Below are 17404 nucleotides of genomic sequence, written 5' to 3'. Positions count from 1 at the left end.
TTCAAGAAACCCGACTAATTCCTGCAATGCACAGCCCCAGTCAAGGTCTATTATTACTTGCCACCGGGGAAGTTGTTGGAAATGGTAATTTCTCCTTCTACAAAAACCCAGAAGTTGATAAGCTAATAGAATTAGCACGTACAGAAGCAAATGAAGAAAAGAGAATGGAAATATATGCACAGCTTCAAGAAATTGAGCTAGAGGAGTCACCACTGATTCCTATTAGAACAATTGATCATTTAGCGGTTGTTGCTAAAGATATAGATAATGTATGGATGAATCCAGTCGGCTTCTTCTTCTTTGAATAAGTAAAGCAAGTAGAGTAGGCGCATGAATTATTCATGCGTCTTTTGCGAATCCGTGGATCTGAGAAGAAGGGCATTGCCTCTTCTCCCCTTTTTATATTTTTTTTTGCATAGTTGTTATACTTTACATTAATATAATTACAATTGAAATCGGTAGCATTACCCACCCACCATTCATAAATTGGTAAGGAGGGTGTATATGGACTATTTGTTAAAGCGCGTCCCCTATCACGTTCATAGCACATCTTGATAAATTATTGGAGGTGGCAAGAATGAATAATTTCTATAACGAACTCCAGGCGTTGAATGTTGGCGATTTTAATTCGACTGAGGCAGTTAATTGGGACCCGAACTCAAATCAAGTTGCGCAGCTCGGTACTTTTGGCAACTGTGCCCGTTGCACTAACTGCTTTAGTTGTTTTAGCTGTTTCTTTAACTGCTTTAATTTCTTCCGTTGCTTTAATTGTTTCCAGTGCTCTAATTGTTTCCGCTGCTCTAATTGTTTTCGTTGCGGTGGCCGTTGCCGCGGTTAATACTTCCAGAGTATAACAAAAAATACGATTGCCAAGGTCCCTGCAGTTGTTGCAGGGACTTTTCTATATAAGAGTAAACATATGAAACAAGTTACGGTACATAGGATTGTAGTGTACGTCATCATTTCGATTTAGAAGGAGGAATGGAATGTCAAATTTGACCCCCATGATGCGCCTGAAAGTGAAAAGAGACACATTTTTTCTCCCCGATTCAAATAGTGGTGTGTACTTTCGAAATAATAGGAGTTCTTTTCGTATGGAAGGAAATACGATCGTTCAGTGGATTGAAAAACTGATACCAATGTTCAACGGGAAGAACACGCTAGAGGATTTGACAGATGGATTGCCTGTGCCATATCGGAATCGTGTCTATGAAATTGCGGAAGTGCTGTACCAAAACGAGTATGTTCGGGATGTGAGCAAAGATCTTCCTCATCAATTGGCCGATCAGGTTCTGACTACGTATGCCTCCCAAATTGAATTCCTGGACAGTTTCGGTGATTCGAGTGCGTACCGATTTCAAACCTATCGACAGGCAAAGGTGTTGGCAGTTGGCGCTGGTCCTTTTTTTGTGTCGCTGGTTTCTTCATTACTTGAATCTGGGTTGCCCAAGTTCCATATGCTCATCACGGACTCGGAGTCGACCAATAGACAACGGTTGACGGAACTCGTGGCACATGCCCGTGAAACAGACACCGAGGTAGAGGTAGAAGAAGTCGGTTTACAAAAGGATTGGCGGGAGATTGTTCAACCGTTTGATTCGATTTTGTATGTGTCTCAGAAGGGCGATATTGAGGAACTCCGAGTTCTTCATCAGATTTGTAAGGAAGAGAGGAAGGTGTTTCTCCCTGCTATATGCCATCAGCAGGCGGGCTTTGCGGGTCCGCTAGTGCACCCAGACTCTGAGGTGTGTTGGGAATCTGCGTGGAGGCGCTTGCATCGAGCTGTACTTTCCAATGAGCAGCAGTTCACCGCTTTCTCTGCCACAGTTGGGGCAATGTTAGCCAATATAATCACATTTGAATTGTTTAAAGAGATTACAGGAGTGACCGAAGCCCAACAGAGGGACCAATTCTATCTGCTTAATCTAGACACATTGGAAGGAAACTGGAATCCGTTTTTGCCTCATCCGTTGGTGGAAGGACAGATTTCTAGCGAATGGACATCAGACTTGGATGTGTTTCTTAAACGAAACGTAAGCAAAGATGAATCAAATAGATTGTTACTTTACTTCAGCCAGTTGACATCAGAAGTATCAGGGATTTTTCATATTTGGGAGGAAGGAGATCTCAAACAGCTGCCTTTAGCACAGTGCCGCGTTCAGGCGGTTGATATGTTGTCGGTGGGACCTGCTGACCTTTTACCAGCCGTTGTTTGTGCAGATTTGACGCATGAGGAAGCACGGAGGAAAGCGGGATTGGCTGGAATAGAATCGTATGTGTCACGAGCGGTTGGGCTACTCGATGCGCCCCTACCTTCAAACCAGGAAAATGGGGAGAACGGGGTAGAAATGAAGGAATTCATCGGGGTTGGAGCGGGGGAAACGGTTGCGGAAAGTATATGCCGGGGATTGCAAAAGTGTTTGGACAAAGAGCTAAGCATGCAGCTCATCGATAAAGAAATCCATGTTACTCCGTTGCATGTGGATACTGTAGAAGATGAGCATTGCCGGTTTTATTTGGATGCACTGACCACTATGTATGGCCCGCCGACGATTGGCTTGGGAGAGGAAGTGAACGGTTTTCCTGTCATCTGGGTCGGAACGAATGACGACTGGTATAGCGGTGTAGATCTGAATCGTACATTGGCGTTGCGAAAAGCGCTACAACAAGCGCTTATGACTTCACACCCGGTGCAAGCACAGGAAATTGTTCTATTGGAACAAAAAGTACCACTCAGCCTTATTATCTCCGCTTATGATGAGAAGGGAGAGGCCGAGATTTTGCATTCCGCTATACAAATCCTCGAACGGAATGACAAACGGCTACTCGTATGTGATCTAGCATTTGAACCATTCTTGAAAGAGGGGCTCGCCGGGGTGTTTGGAGTGTCGTTAGGAGAGGAGGGAGGATTCCGGTGAGTGCCGTCATTCTTGTTGTTGGCGAAGGATTATTGGCTGACCGTGTGTGCGGAGATCTATCCACTCAATACGAAGTAATACGCCGCTGCAATTTCGAGGCGGGAGTACCAGAAACGACTGATCTGGTTCTCGTATTGCACGATACCTTGAATCCTTCCATTCATAAAAAAGCGGAAGAGGTATTGCGGCCAACCGGCATACCTTGGATGCGAGGTTTTGTTTCATATGGAGAAGGAGTGATCGGGCCACTCGTACGTCCGGATATACCAGGCTGCTCACAGTGTGCAGACAAGCGACGAATCATGGCCGGACGAGATCGTAAAGAGATGTGGGAGATGGAACAGCGACGTAAGGAAAGTGGTGAAATATCGAGTGATCCATGGGCATCGCGTACGGGATTATTGCAAATGGCGCACCTCCTAGAGTCGGTGATACAGAGCGTACTAGATGGAGATCAGGCTCATTCTGTAGGTCGTTTATGTTTACTCAATCTGAAATCGCTAAAGAGTTCATGGCATTCGTTTCTTCCTGACCCATTGTGTCCAGTCTGTAATCGATTACCCGATGATTCACCAGCAGCTGCCCGAATTACATTGCAACCTAGTCTGAAGATCAGCACTGACAGTTACCGTTGTCGTTCCATGGATGACCTGCAAAAAATTCTAAGCAGGGATTATCTAGATGATCGGACTGGCCTGTTAACTAGTAAAATGTATCACCTTATGCTGCCATTTGCCGATGCAAGTGTTAATCTGCCGTTGTTTATGGGAGACGAGGGGGTGGCAGGCCGAACTCATTCATATGAGGTTAGTGAGTCTACGGCTATTTTGGAGGGGTTGGAGCGGTACTGTGGTTTGTCCCCAAGTGGAAAGCGAACAGTGGTCCATGACAGCTTCCGCAATCTGGAAGATCGAGCGCTTAATCCACTCAAGGTAGGTGTGCATTCAAAGGAACAGTATGCGCTGCCTAATTTTCCGTTCAAACCGTTCAATCCTGATCGCTCCATCGATTGGGTTTGGGGTTATTCGTTTTTGGAAGAGCGCCCTATTCTGGTTCCGGAGTTGCTTGCTTATTATAGCTTGGGAGGAGAGGGAATTGTCTATGAAACTTCCAATGGATGTGCGTTAGGCGGTAGTCTAGAGGAAGCCATTTTCTACGCAATTATGGAAGTTGTTGAGCGTGATTCGTTCCTGATGACTTGGTACGCAGAGCTGGCACTACCACGCCTTGCCCCTTATTCTACTGATGATCAAGAATTACAGTTGATGATTGACCGTGTGAGGACGGTTTGTGGTTATGATCTTCATTTTTATAACTCGACGATGGAGAATGGTATTCCAAGTGTGATGGTACTAGCGAAAAATAGGAAAAAAACGGGGTTGAATATCATTGCTGCGGCCGGCGCTCATCTGGATCCAATACGAGCGGCTAAAAGCGCGATTCATGAGTTGGCTGGCATGATGAAAATACTTGACGAGAATTTGGAGACTAACCGGGAGGAATATGTGCGAATGTTGAAAGACTCTTCCTTGGTACGGAAGATGGATGATCATGGGATGCTGTATGGGCTGCCGGAAGCGCAAGAACGCCTACAGTTTTTGTTAGATGATAATCGGCCATTGCGAACCTTTGATGAGGAATTCAAATGGGAGGCAGTGCATGCAGATCTCACGGATGACCTACGGGATATTCTCCAAGTGTTTAGGGGATTGAACCTCGATGTGATTGTGGTGGATCAAACGACACCGGAAATCAGACAAAATGGACTGTTTTGCGTTAAAGTCCTAATTCCGGGTATGCTGCCAATGACATTCGGTCAACATCTTACCCGAATAACAGGGCTAGAGAGGGTGCTTCGGGTGCCAATGGAACTCGGATATAAGGATGAGCTGTTAACACTTGAACAGCTCAACCCATATCCGCATCCGTTCCCATAACCAGTCGTTAGGAGGTAGGAGGATGAATCTTGAGGCATTGCTGCACAATCTCCATTTTGATATTGATAAGGTAAGTCCGCCCGACTGGGAAGTGGATTGGAATGATGCACCCCTTACGTATAAGCTCTACCGTGGCTTACCTGTGATTCCGCTTTCTTTAGAAGTACCGTTGACGCTTAAAGGAATGGAAGTACCGGCAAAGCCTGACCTAAGCAAAATCGGTCATTTTCTCTGGTATGTATTTGGTCTAACTCAATTTAGCGAGTCTAAGATGGACTTCGGTTCCAGCGATCAAGCCATGGACCTAATGCAGTCGAAACGGCGGTTTGCTCCTTCCGGTGGGGCGCTGTATCCAAACGAATTGTATGTTTATTTGAAGATAGAGAATTTGCCTGCCGGTGTGTACCATTATGATGTGGCACATCATCGCTTAGTGTTGCTGCGAGAAGGGAATTTCGATTCATATATATCCCGGGCACTTGGCAATCGATGTGACCTATCCAATTGTTTTGGGACTGTTTTTGTATCAACAATGTTTTGGAAGAATTTCTTCAAATACAATAACTTTGCATACCGTCTTCAAGGGTTGGATGCTGGTGTGCTAATTGGACAATTACTGGAAGTTGCAAAATGTTTTGGTTTTGCCTCTTGTGTATTCTTCCAGTTCCTTGATCGGGCCATCAACCACCTGCTTGGGCTTTCTGAACAAGAGGAGAGTGTGTATGCGGTGATTCCGCTATCGGCGGGATCAACAAGCTGCTTCAACAGAAGGAACATAGATAGGCATGATTCTGCCACTGAATTATGCCAAGAGTTGACGGCAATTCAGACAACGCACTACGTCCACTCACGAAGGGTTCTAGAGTTTCCGATGTTAACGGAAATGAATGAAGCGTCTATGTTGGAATCGACGAAATCGTTTCGGCAGATCGAGGAGAAGCAAATAAATCCTGAGGGTCAAACAGTGACTCTGCCGTATGTGAAGCGATTGTCATATGATTTGGCGTCAGTATGCCGAATACGATTTTCACCGGACAAAGATTTCGTTTTGGGGAAGGTAAGTCAACAACAGCTTGCTACACTGCTTAAGGGCGCGGTGGATTCCTTTTCGTATCAAAATGATTTGGATGGAGTTCAAAGGAAAACGAAATCCCGTGTCACACTTTACGGATGTTTATATAATGTCGAAGGTATTCCGAATGGTGCATATTACTATGACAGTTCTGGCCATGCGTTACGTAGAGTGCAACCCGGAGATCAGCGATTACAGTTACAGCACGGAATGTCCGGAGGGAATGTAAATCTGTTTCAAGTACCGCTTTGTCTACATGTGACAGGGGGCAAAGATCATTTAAAAACGGAAATGGGATACAGAGGATATCGCATCCAACAAATGGAAGCAGGTATGCTTGTGCAAAGATTGCTCCTAATCGCCTCATCCCTCGGCTTCGGAGGGCACCCACTTCTCGGCTTCGATGTGAACGTAAGTGACGCGATTTACAAGCTGAGTCCACAAGGAAAAACTAGTCTCATCCAAATTCCGACAGGTCCGTATCGACAGCGTCCTTCGTTAAATGGGGGGCTGCATAGTTAAGTAAATGGTAATGCCTCAATTTCCTATTAGGAGTTGAGGCTGTTTTTCTGTGAAAATAAATCTGCACATGGCCTTTGAATAGATTCAATCGGAGAAGTGAGTGACAAAGCTAGATGACAATTTGAAGTGAAGAGAGCGTCGGGATTCCGCTAGTTTACTTGATACTTATTTCAGACTTTGTACTGGATCCCTTTCGCTGCTTTCGTAAAGGGCTTGCTGGAGCTTTTAGTTGAATATTGAAGTGTATTTTATGTTCCCTTGGACGAATAGTTCGAGGTTTTTTCCGCCTGTGATCTACCACTTCATTTGCGTGTTACGTTACGTAATAAGATAACCTGATGTAGAGAAAATAAGGAGGGATCAGGGTGGTAACGGAGAAGAAGCAAAGAAGGAAGATAACGAGAAGATGGTATTTGTTACTATTTATATTGATTGCTAGTGTAGTGGGCTGCTTTAGTTTGTTTTATGATGATGGCTCGGTTTCTTCTTTTATAGATAATGAAGGAGAGCAGGAGTTTATGGAAGCTTATTACGAGGCGATGTCTTATCTGCCGGAGCCTGCGGAAGAAGTTTTGCTCACAACATCATTTGGTCAAGTTAAGCTTTACAAGTTTCAGGCATCCGAGACAGAACGCACCCCATTGCTTTTATTGCCTGGGAAGTCCGCTTCTACGCCAATGTGGGAAGCTAATTTACAAGACCTGATTCAAGAAAGGCCGGTATACACAATTGATTTGATTGGAGAGCCTGGGCTGAGTGTCGAAAATGTGAGAATCCAGACAATACAGGACCAGGCGACATGGTTAAAAGAAGTAGTAACCTCATTAGATGAAGCGGAGATCCACCTGTTAGGCTTGTCCTTTGGAGGATGGAGTGCTGTGAATTTACTAGTTCAGGAAGAGGTTCCGCAGGTAAAATCACTTATTTTAGTTGAACCTGTGTACGTGTTTGATACGATTCCTTTAAAGATGGTTTTAGCCTCGATTCCCGCTAGTGTGCCGTTCATTCCCAAATCGATTAGGGACCGGATGTTAAGCTATATTTCCGGGGGCGCCGAGGTCGAAGATGAACCTATAGCGAGACTCATTGAAACCGGTATGAGATCTTTTAAAAGCAAGTTGCCTATGCCGCAAAAGATTAGCAAGGAGGAACTGGAATCCTTGACTGTTCCCACGCTGGCTATTCTTGGAGGGAAATCAACGATGCACAACCCTGACAAAGCTTTTGCCGCTGCCGAAGCAAACTTGACGCATCCGCAAAGCGAAGTCGTTCTGTTTGACGGGGCATCTCATGCTATTAATGGGGAATACCCTAAGGAGCTTGCGGATCATATTCAGATGTTTTTGACAAGATTGAAGCCGTAGGGATGGAGGGAGAATTTCCATTACGAAAACTTATTCAGTCAAAGAACTGGCAGTAATAAATGGAGTTTCCAGAAGAACTTTGCAATATTACGATAATATAGGAATTTTAGGGGCTATTAAAAATGCCAAAGGGCACCGGACTTACACTGAGGTACATCTGAGGAAACTAACTCGAATTAATTACTACAAAAGCTTGGGGCTTTCATTAGAGCAAATTAAAAATAAACTGAGTGATTCGGATTCAGATAACGCTGTGGAAAAAGAACTGTGTTCCCAAAGTATAATGCTGCGGAGACAGATGGAAGGGATTAAGGCGAAGTTGCATGGCATTGAAGTTTCCCAGAAGCTGCGTGCGGCAGGGTATGAAATACCATGGAAACTGTTAGCTGGCCTGATGAATGTATTGGAAATGGACGCCATTGACCATTGGAGCGAATATGAGTTTCCGGAAGAGGATTATGCGGTTTTTCAGGAAGTTTTCCTGACAGAGGATGCTGTTTTTGAGTTTTACAATGAATTCCGAAGACTGATTTTATATTCAGCAGCTTATGAAGCGAGCGAAGTGCCTATGGAGTCAGAACTGGTTGAAGTACTTTACAAGGATTGGCAAGCGATGGTTACTAACGTAACGTCTGGCAATGCCAAAGCAATGGAGGCTCTGCTAAGAGTGGATAGTGATCGTGCTCAATGGAGCCGAGGAGAACAGGATTTAATAAGTAAAGGGGAACCTTATCTCACCAAAGTCATTCTCCATTATGATCAAGCGAGAGAAGAGTAACTAGGTAAGAGATCGTTCGAAATGGGGTTGTTTCAGTTATCTCCGACGGGGATACTTATGATCATTCTTTATGTTTCTTTTACGCGATTACTTGTGTTTTACGATTCCTATTCATACATCCACGAGTAAAGACCAAACATATTGTATTTACAGTCAGTGTATGAATCGCATTATCAAGTGTCGTTTGACGTCTGTATTGTTCTGAAATCATAAAAAACCGTAGAAGTGTATAGCCGACTTTTAAAGAGGTTATGTACCCTCTGCGGTTTTCGCTTATTTAGGGTTATACTATTTGAATGAATTTCAAAAATACATTATATCTCCGTTTTTTTATATTCGAGGTGTTTTTCTTGTTTAGCGTTTCGGTTATTTAACCTTAATGGTGTGATGAGTCACCCGATTGAGAAGAGAAAGTTTAAAAAGTTGTACTCTATTTTGCTCTACAAGCCGGAGCGAAAGTCAAAGCGGTCTGTTTGAGTTTGACTGAAAGGCAAAAGCTATCGATTAAATGAATCTATTGTATTTACCTATGATAACCATAGGTAAATTGGTATTGTTTACCTTTTTCGTATTTTCTATAATAGAAATTAAGTAGCAATGCTACAAAAAAATGAAGGAGATGATGAATAAATGTCAAAAGCGATTTTTTATCATGCTGGGTGTCCAATTTGTGTAGAGGCGGAGCAAATGGTTCTTGATTATCTTGACAAATCAAGAATTACTACAGAAGTAGTCCATCTTGGTTCAGACCGAAATCGTATTGATGAAGCTGAAAAGGCTGGGATAAAATCAGTCCCAGCATTGGTAATCGGTGAAAATGTATATCATATCAATTTTGGTGCAAGTTTAGCTGACGTTAAGGGATAAATTCTAAAAGAAGGTGCTGTTTGGGCACCTTCCCCTTTTTTCAATAAGGTTTATTACATACCTTTAACTAATATATTTACCACATATAATTAATGGGGAGACCCATATTATGCTTCTGGTGTAATATGGAAGTCGAGAAGGATTACATAAGGAACTTACAAAAGAAAATAGAAAGTTAGATATTCTTGTACAGGTTAACACATCATATGAAGAAAGCAAGTTTGGAGTTGTTACTGAGAAAACTTTGAATTTGTTAGAATTTCTGAATTAGATACTTTAAATATTAAAGGTCTAATGACGATTGGAAAACGACTACTGATGATAAAGAGACTGTAGTATGTTTTCGTCTCCTAAAGTTAATTCAACAACAGGTTATTGATCAAAATTATCCTGAGGTTGCAATGGATATACTATCGATGGGTATGTCTGGTGATTTTGAGATAGCCATAGAAGAAGGAGCAACGCTTGTTCAGGTAGGAACTGCAATATTTGGAGGAAGAGAGTACCCTGACAATTATTATTGGAATGAACAATTACGAATGAGAGATTAATTTAATAAGTAGTTAAGTTACATTAGTAAATGTCTAACAAATAGAATTCTCAAGATTTCACTCTCGTTGTTAAGAATAACAATGAGATTTTTTAATCCACCTTACAGTAAAAAAGTACAGAATATTAGATCATAAATGTTGAACTTGCATATTAAGATTGCAATGAAAAGAGTAGCTAGTGACTGATTTTCTATATGAAACAATTTATAAAATTGAATGTTAAATTAAAAAATGAAAAATTACTATGTAATGAAGTTATACATCGGGGAGGAAATGTAATATGGAGAATTTGATTAAAGAAGATCCTGCTATAGCAAAAGCAATTCAGCAGGAGCTATATCGACAGTGCGATAAAATTGAATTGATTGCTTCAGAAAACTTTGTTAGTGAAGCTGTTATGGAAGCGATGGGTACAGTCCTAACAAATAAATATGCGGAAGGCTATCCTGGACAAAGATATTATGGAGGTTGTGAGTATGTTGACATAGTAGAAGAATTGGCTAGAGAAAGAGTTAAAGGTTTATTTGATGCAGAACATGCCAATGTACAGCCGCACTCAGGTTCGCAGGCTAATGCAGCGGTTTATTTTGCAGCTGTAAATCCAGGAGATACGATTTTAGGCATGAATTTATCACACGGTGGTCATTTGACACATGGAAGTCCCGTTAATTTCTCTGGTCAGCTATATCATTTTGTTTCATATGGTGTCGACGAACAAACCCACCTAATAGACTATGATGAAGTGAGGAAACTCGCCCATGAACATAAACCTCGAATGATTGTAGTGGGAGCAAGTGCTTATCCACGTACAATAGATTTCGAAGCTTTTTCTGAAATTGCTAAAGAGGTAGGTGCGTTATTTCTTGTAGATATGGCTCATATTGCTGGTATTGTTGCAGCTGGTTTACATCCAAACCCTGTACCACATGCAGATTTTGTAACAACGACAACACATAAAACACTGCGAGGTCCAAGAGGAGGAGTCATTTTATGTAAGAAATCCTGGGCACAAGCAATTGATAAAGCAGTCTTTCCAGCTATTCAGGGTGGACCGCTTATGCATATGATTGCTGCCAAAGCGATAGCATTTAAAGAAAATTCCTCTTCTGAATTTAAACAATATATGAAACATGTACTTCAGAATGCAAAAGTATTAGCTGAAGCATTGATGACAGAGGGTTTAAATGTTGTATCGGGAGGTACTGACAATCATCTTATCCTCTTAGATCTTCGCAACATTGAGATCACAGGAATGGATGCACAACTACTACTTGATGAGATTGGCATCACGGTAAACAAAAACGCAATTCCATTTGATCCGACAAGTCCACAAATAACAAGTGGAATTCGTCTTGGTACGCCAGCTATAACTACAAGAGGAATGGGACCGAGTGAAATGATAGAGATAGCACGTATTATTTCACAAGCATTGAAGAATCCACAAGATTCAACTTTAATCAAACGGCTTAGTGATGAGGTCAAACAAATAACTTCGAGGTTCACCTTGTATGAGCGGAAGATTCAGTGAAAGGGGAAAGTAAATGAATACCAAAAGAGTGGATTCTTACTCCAAAGCATTATTCGAACAAGCAAAAAGTGTGATTCCTGGAGGAGTGAACAGCCCCGTACGTGCATTTTCGTTGGTTGACTCTCCTCCAGTTTTTATTACAGAAGGTCGAGGATCTCACATATTTGATGTTGATGGAAATGAATTTATTGATTATATATGCTCATGGGGACCTCTTATACTTGGACATACCCATCCAGCAGTGGAGGAAGAGATACAGAAGGCAGTAAGAGATGGATCAAGCTTTGGATTGTCTACTGAGATTGAAGTGAAAATGGCCAAATTAATATGTGAAATTGTTCCATCGATTGAAATGGTACGTATGGTGAACTCTGGAACAGAAGCTGTAATGAGTGCATTACGTTTAGCAAGAGGCTATACAAGGCGGCAAAAAATCGTGAAATTTCAAGGTGGCTATCATGGACATGCTGACGCTTTGTTAATCAAAGCAGGTTCTGGGGTGGCCACATTTGGATTGCCCGACAGTCCGGGGGTACCCAATAACGTCACTATAGATACTATTATAGTACCTTATAACAGTTTGGAGAGTATCCGTCATACCTTTGAACAATTTGGGGAACAAATTGCAGCAGTTATTGTCGAGCCAGTTGCAGGAAATATGGGAGTTATTCCTCCAAATCTTGGATTTCTCCAAGGGTTACGTGAGATTACTAAAGAGTACGGTAGCTTGCTTATCTTTGATGAAGTAATGACTGGTTTTCGCGTAGACTATCATGGGGCACAGAATCTATACGGAGTCAATCCCGATATTACTTGTTTAGGAAAGATCATAGGAGGGGGATTGCCTGTGGGAGCTTATGGAGGTAAACGTGAAATCATGGAGCAAATTGCACCCGCAGGACCTATTTACCAAGCAGGTACATTATCAGGGAATCCACTTGCAATGTCAGCTGGTTATAGAACTCTGCGGTTACTTGAGCAGATTGAAATCTATGATGAGTTGGAAAGAAAAGCGGCTAGATTAGAAGAAGGTTTCAAACACAATGCTGAATTGACAAGTGTGCCATTAAAAATCAACAGGGTAGGCTCCATGCTTTCTACCTTTTTTACAGAACAAGAGGTTGTTGATTATGAAACAGCTAAGAGTTCGGATATGCAAGTATTTAAAAAATATTATACGAGTATGCTGAATTTGGGGATTTTGACAGCCCCTACACCTTATGAGGTGATGTTCATATCGACAGCACACTCCGATGAAGATATTGAAGATACAATCAAGGCTCATTATCAAGCACTTCGTAATGTCAAAAGTATAGGGTGAGAATAATAATGGAATCGATCAATATATAAAAACAATTTCCAATACTGAATCAAAAGATTCATGGGTATCCGTTGGTTTACTTAGACAACGCAGCATCAACACAGAAACCACTCCAAGTCATAGTAGCTAGCAGCTATGCAAGGGCTGTTTGCAATGAAGGGGATGAAATTGTGATCTCCGCAATGGAACATCAGAGTAATCTGCTTCCTTGGCAACAAGTGGCAAAAGTAACAAAAGCTTAATTAAAATATATACCACTCCAAAATGACGGAACATTTTCTATTGGAGATGCCGAAAAATATACTAAAAAAGAAGAGCTATGATGAAGTTTAAAGTATCTGCAATTAGACAGCGGGTCTCCAATCGGCTCGATGATGGGTAAGAAAAAACTTCGAGAGGATTTCTCAGCAGGGAGTCATGGTTCGTCTCTTGGGGGAGGTCCACTTGCGGTAACCGCAGTTCTTGCAACTCTTGAAACGCTACTTGAGGGATGCTTAATGGAACATGTTACTAAACTTGGAATATACGCATTGTAGCGCTTGACAGATCAACTTCGGCACTATCCCTAGTGTACAAAATATAAGAGGGCTTGGTCTCTTAATTGGTATTGAATGCCGCGAACCGATTGCCCCAATAATTCAAGAGATGCTGCAACAAGGATTGCTCGTACTTACTGCGGGAATCCATGTAATCCGTCTGGCACCGAGTTTATTAATTACTAATGAAGAAATTGACCAAGCCGTTGACCTCTTAGAAGTTATACTGAAAAAGTATTGAAAAGCATAAAGATTATTCCAGATAAAACTCTAATTAAAGCGTTCATCTTTAATTGTTTTAATCAATTGGTCCATAAAAACACGACTAGCAGCACATAAATGTTTGTTCTTTCGATAGGCAATGCCAATCTGTGTGGTGATTACCGGATCTTGAATAGGAATCGTTTTAATATGAATATTATCAATATAATCTAAGTAAGCTTTTGGTAGTATCGTAACACCGACTCCGTTGCTTACCATTTGAATGATAGATTCCATCGTCGTCATTTCAAGTACTGGTTTGGGTGCGAAATTCATTAAGCGACACTGTTCGTTAACAACTTGTCGTAGAAAATAGGTTTCAGGTAATAAAATAGATGATGTTTCTTTTAAAACTTGAAGTGATACAGACGCCTCTTTTGTAATGATATGATCTCTAGGTGCGGCTAAAGCAAGATTTTCTTGATAGAGGGGTATGGCTTCTAGGTCATCATGTTCTATGGGCAAAAAAACGATACCTAAATCAAGTTCATTTTGCAAGAGCCCTTTGTAAATATCTCCAGTTCGTAACCCTTGTACAGAAAGTTCCACATTGGGATAAGCATTGTGAAACTTGATAACTGTTGGGGGAAGCAAGTAATTAACAACTGTTAGCAGAGAACCTATTTTGAGCGTGCCCCGCTCTAATCCCTGAAGCTCGCTAATCGCCGCACGTGCCTGAGAAATTTCATGAAACACATTGTAACTGTGATGTAGCAATGTTTTCCCTGCATCAGTAAGTATGTTCTTTTTGCCAATGCGCTCAAACAATGGCATTCCTACTTCATGCTCTAGTAAGCGAATTTGTTGACTTAAGGAAGGTTGAGCAATGCCTAGTTGCTCGGCTGCTCGTGTAAAGTGCAGCTCTTGACATAATACGATAAAGTATTCCAATTGTTTCAGTTCCATCGAATCCCCTCCTAAGTTTCCAACAAATATCATAGGTTATATCTATTATGTTATACCAACCCATTACGTATTTCCAATCGATGGGGTAAATGGAGGAAAACAGTTTATATAGTAAAGGTTGTACATCATTAGCCCCAAATTATAAAAAGCTGGGATAGAATGAGGGAAAAGGAGTCTGATGTCTGTGAATCAACCTGTAATAGATAAGATAATGGTAGGTAAACCGCAAACATTGGGAAATAAAGATGCAAAACATCCAATGGATCGTGAATGGACGACTGGTATTGTAAAATCCCCTCTTCAAGGGAAAGTTTGGGTGGGAAAAACAAACCTTGAAGGAGATGGACAGGCAGATCTTAAGAATCATGGAGGACTGGAAAAAGCAATTTTTGTCTATACCGTTTCACATTATGATTATTGGCAAAAAAAATTACAAAGGCCGGATTTTTCCGTTGGTGCATTTGGTGAAAACTTAGCTGTTAAAAATATCGCTGAAGATGATTTATGTATCGGTGATATTTTTCATATTGGTGAGGCTGTTGTTCAAGTTTCACAACCAAGGCAACCATGTTGGAGACCAGCAAGACGCTGGAGGATAAAAGATTTAGCTTTGCAAATACAACAAGAGGGCTTAACAGGATGGTATTTTCGTGTTCTTAAAGAGGGGGAAATTCAAGCAGGAGATTATCTCCAACTTCAAGATAGACCATTCCCAGAATGGACTGTGGCTAACTGCAATGATGTAATGCACAATAAAAAACATGATTTGGAGTTAGCAGCTAGACTTGCTGCTTGTGAACTCCTAGCACCTAACTGGCGTAATACGTTATCAAAACGTGCAGAGGGTAAGGGGAAATTGGACATTCGTAATCGTGTAATCGGTCCAAACGAATAATCATGATGTGAAAAATGTGCGGGTGCCTGTGTAACAAAAATTTATGACAATTCGTTACAATGGTGCTCTTCACTTTCAATTTTAATTTATGAAATTGTAGCGTATAGTCAGAATAGTTTGCTGCATAGGCACCATAAAAGAGGCGCCGTACATTATCATAAATAAAGGAGTCGGTTCATAATGGGAATGGTTACACCGTTTTTAATGTTCCAAGACGGTAAAGCGGAAGGGCGATGAATTATTACACATCCCTCATCAAGGACTAGGAAATTACAAGCATTGTTCGATATGGAGCGAATGAGGCTGGTTGGGATGAAGGGACTGTGATGCAGGCTACTTTCGTTTTAAAAGGGCAAGAATTTATGTGCATTGACAGTAATATCGCACATCAATTTACCTTTACACCATCATTCTCGATTTTTTTTACATGCGAAACAGAGGAGGAAATCGATCGTCTTTATGAGCAACTGATGGAAGGTGGCCAAGCACTGATGCCTATAGGGGATTATGGGTTCAGTAAGAAGTTCGGTTGGTTGAATGATAAGTTCGGCGTTTCTTGGCAATTAAATCTGCCTAAATAAAACTTCATGAACTTCCGCTCCCAACCATGTTGCTTAGATGAAAGTCCCATTCACTGGAAATGAAAAAGTCGACCGGTTAATAAAACCAATCGGCTTTTTTCTATTTCAGACGGGCACTTCTCATTCAATTTCATCCTGCTGACTAACCCTTATTTGTTCCATTAAATAACCGACAAAAGCATCGTCCCGTACAAGCCATGCTTCGTAGTTTCTTTTAAGGAAACTTTCACCTTCCTCGAAGCATGCAAAGGTCTGTTCCAACTTTATGTTATTTTGTTTAATTGCCCATACTTGATCGCTCACCGGATAGAGGAAAAAGCTGTCTTCCATCCGATTTTTATAGAGAGAACCGAACGAAGAATATTTTAAATTATAGCGATTTCGTCGCGCATCTTCTCGTAATGGCTCTAAGTGGAACGTGTCCAACACAAACTGCTGAAAAGCATCTTTCGTCAAAGAGCAACCAGAAGCTTTTGCATGACCGCCTCCACCGAATTGTCCGGCAACTTCAGATACATCAATATGATCATGGATTGTTCGGAAGCCGACTCGTTTACTTCCGATATTCAGGATGGTGATGTAATCAAGATGCGGGTATTCTTTGCCAAGTTCATTGCCAAGCTCAGAATGGTAAGATTCCGCATACACGATACCGGCAAAGTGGTCGCCCGCTTGCAATTGGACGAGTTCTCGTCTTTTCCGGCGAATATAACGTTCGATTTTATCTTCTTCCATATCGAGTATTTTCTTTTCGAATTCATCAAAGTGGAAATGGTCATCTGAAAGTAGTCGACTGATCATCGTATCTTCAAATTCTTCAATGGTCATTAGGAAAAAGAGGGCATTGAGACGTTGTGCATACTGATTATTATTTTTCTCCCATTCCCATGTATCATACTGCCTAACGAGCTCGACAAATTCGGCTATCGATTCCGACGGCTCTATAAGTTGATGTGTAACAAGGTATTCATAAAATAGGGAAGTCGCTGAAGTCAATTTTCCTTCGTCGTCCTCTACGACGACATGGCCCCACTTATACTCATTAAAGTGAAGCGCAGTTTTATGGTGATCCATCAATTGGATCTTTCCGCCGTCTTGGTAAAACGCCTCAATCCGACTCTCGTTTTCTTCATTGACCGACAAATCCGTAATGAACAAAAATGTTTCCTTATCTTCATTTTCCAGAAACCATTCCACTTCGCGATCAAGACCGGAAACGGAATTGTAGCGCACTCTAACCTGCTTTCCAAAAGCGATCTTCGCTAAAATTCCGCATCCAACGCCATCCAAATCATTATGAGACAACAATTTATACATGTCCTTCACTCCTCGGACTACAGTATAGTCAAATTGCTTGGGTGGCAATC

General features: G+C 41.6%; 15 protein-coding genes and 3 pseudogenes. 16 read left to right on the top strand and 2 right to left on the bottom strand.

The annotated features are described in order from the left end of the window. Positions 1 to 26: 26 nt before the first annotated feature. From AWV70_RS10280 to AWV70_RS25080, 14 genes and pseudogenes are all read left to right on the top strand, one after another. Positions 27 to 308, top strand: coding sequence for a hypothetical protein (locus AWV70_RS10280; protein WP_060206740.1), 282 nt, complete (start codon positions 27 to 29; stop codon positions 306 to 308). A 269-nt stretch (positions 309 to 577) separates the two neighbouring features. After that, positions 578 to 838 (top strand): heterocycloanthracin/sonorensin family bacteriocin, encoded by a 261-nt coding sequence (locus tag AWV70_RS22880; protein WP_082713551.1) that lies wholly within the window; start codon positions 578 to 580, stop codon positions 836 to 838. A gap of 148 nt (positions 839 to 986) precedes the next feature. Further along, the gene (locus tag AWV70_RS10275; RefSeq protein WP_060206738.1) at positions 987 to 2918 is read left to right on the top strand and encodes a putative thiazole-containing bacteriocin maturation protein; all 1932 of its coding nucleotides are present in this window, start codon (positions 987 to 989) and stop codon (positions 2916 to 2918) included. Further along, positions 2915 to 4855, top strand: coding sequence for a TOMM precursor leader peptide-binding protein (locus AWV70_RS10270; RefSeq protein WP_060206736.1), 1941 nt, complete (start codon positions 2915 to 2917; stop codon positions 4853 to 4855). The genes AWV70_RS10275 and AWV70_RS10270 overlap by 4 nt, the downstream gene beginning before the upstream one ends. 22 nt (positions 4856 to 4877) lie before the next feature. Further along, positions 4878 to 6449: a SagB family peptide dehydrogenase gene (locus tag AWV70_RS10265; RefSeq protein WP_060206733.1), complete on the top strand. Its 1572-nt coding sequence runs from the start codon at positions 4878 to 4880 to the stop codon at positions 6447 to 6449. A gap of 365 nt (positions 6450 to 6814) precedes the next feature. Further along, positions 6815 to 7813 carry an alpha/beta fold hydrolase gene (locus tag AWV70_RS10260; protein ID WP_235588618.1) on the top strand — a complete coding sequence of 333 codons (999 nt, stop codon included), beginning with the start codon at positions 6815 to 6817 and terminating at the stop codon, positions 7811 to 7813. Between the two features lie 13 nt (positions 7814 to 7826). Continuing rightward, positions 7827 to 8033: pseudogene (locus AWV70_RS25305) on the top strand (MerR family transcriptional regulator); the annotation flags it as partial. Between the two features lie 78 nt (positions 8034 to 8111). Further along, a complete protein-coding gene (locus AWV70_RS24460; RefSeq protein WP_235588617.1) occupies positions 8112 to 8591 on the top strand; it encodes a hypothetical protein in 480 nt (159 codons plus the stop codon). 630 nt (positions 8592 to 9221) lie between these two features. Continuing rightward, the gene (locus AWV70_RS10250) at positions 9222 to 9458 is read left to right on the top strand and encodes a glutaredoxin family protein (RefSeq protein ID WP_060206729.1); all 237 of its coding nucleotides are present in this window, start codon (positions 9222 to 9224) and stop codon (positions 9456 to 9458) included. Between the two features lie 831 nt (positions 9459 to 10289). Further along, entirely contained in the window at positions 10290 to 11537 is a 1248-nt protein-coding gene (gene glyA, locus AWV70_RS10245; RefSeq protein ID WP_060206727.1) for a serine hydroxymethyltransferase, read from the top strand. A gap of 13 nt (positions 11538 to 11550) precedes the next feature. Beyond that, on the top strand, positions 11551 to 12858 hold the full coding sequence (hemL, locus tag AWV70_RS10240) for a glutamate-1-semialdehyde 2,1-aminomutase (RefSeq protein ID WP_060206725.1): 1308 nt from the start codon (positions 11551 to 11553) through the stop codon (positions 12856 to 12858). Between the two features lie 41 nt (positions 12859 to 12899). Continuing rightward, positions 12900 to 13097: pseudogene (locus AWV70_RS22875) on the top strand (aminotransferase class V-fold PLP-dependent enzyme); the annotation flags it as partial. 132 nt (positions 13098 to 13229) lie between these two features. Next, positions 13230 to 13394: a hypothetical protein gene (locus AWV70_RS25085; RefSeq protein ID WP_306464387.1), complete on the top strand. Its 165-nt coding sequence runs from the start codon at positions 13230 to 13232 to the stop codon at positions 13392 to 13394. Between the two features lie 10 nt (positions 13395 to 13404). Then, positions 13405 to 13635 carry an aminotransferase class III-fold pyridoxal phosphate-dependent enzyme gene (locus tag AWV70_RS25080; protein ID WP_306464388.1) on the top strand — a complete coding sequence of 77 codons (231 nt, stop codon included), beginning with the start codon at positions 13405 to 13407 and terminating at the stop codon, positions 13633 to 13635. 29 nt (positions 13636 to 13664) lie between these two features. On the opposite strand, the gene AWV70_RS10235 is transcribed toward AWV70_RS25080, so the two are convergent. After that, positions 13665 to 14561 carry a LysR family transcriptional regulator gene (locus tag AWV70_RS10235; protein ID WP_060206723.1) on the bottom strand — a complete coding sequence of 299 codons (897 nt, stop codon included), beginning with the start codon at positions 14559 to 14561 and terminating at the stop codon, positions 13665 to 13667. Positions 14562 to 14739: 178 nt separating this feature from the next. On the opposite strand from AWV70_RS10235, the gene AWV70_RS10230 reads away from it, so the two are divergent. Together AWV70_RS10230 and AWV70_RS10225 are read left to right on the top strand one after the other, a co-directional pair. Next, positions 14740 to 15456 (top strand): MOSC domain-containing protein, encoded by a 717-nt coding sequence (locus tag AWV70_RS10230; RefSeq protein ID WP_060206721.1) that lies wholly within the window; start codon positions 14740 to 14742, stop codon positions 15454 to 15456. A 180-nt stretch (positions 15457 to 15636) separates the two neighbouring features. Next, a pseudogene (locus AWV70_RS10225) lies at positions 15637 to 16037 on the top strand (VOC family protein). A 120-nt stretch (positions 16038 to 16157) separates the two neighbouring features. Here AWV70_RS10225 and AWV70_RS10220 read toward each other — a convergent pair. Next, complete coding sequence (locus AWV70_RS10220) at positions 16158 to 17354, bottom strand: DHH family phosphoesterase (protein WP_060206720.1); 1197 nt, start codon at positions 17352 to 17354, stop codon at positions 16158 to 16160. Positions 17355 to 17404: the final 50 nt, after the last annotated feature.

The organism is Sporosarcina koreensis (assembly GCF_001531445.1).
Taxonomy (GTDB): domain Bacteria; phylum Bacillota; class Bacilli; order Bacillales_A; family Planococcaceae; genus Sporosarcina; species Sporosarcina koreensis_C.
The sequence above is the reverse complement of the archived record's forward strand: the minus strand, read 5'-3'. Positions and strand labels throughout refer to the sequence as shown.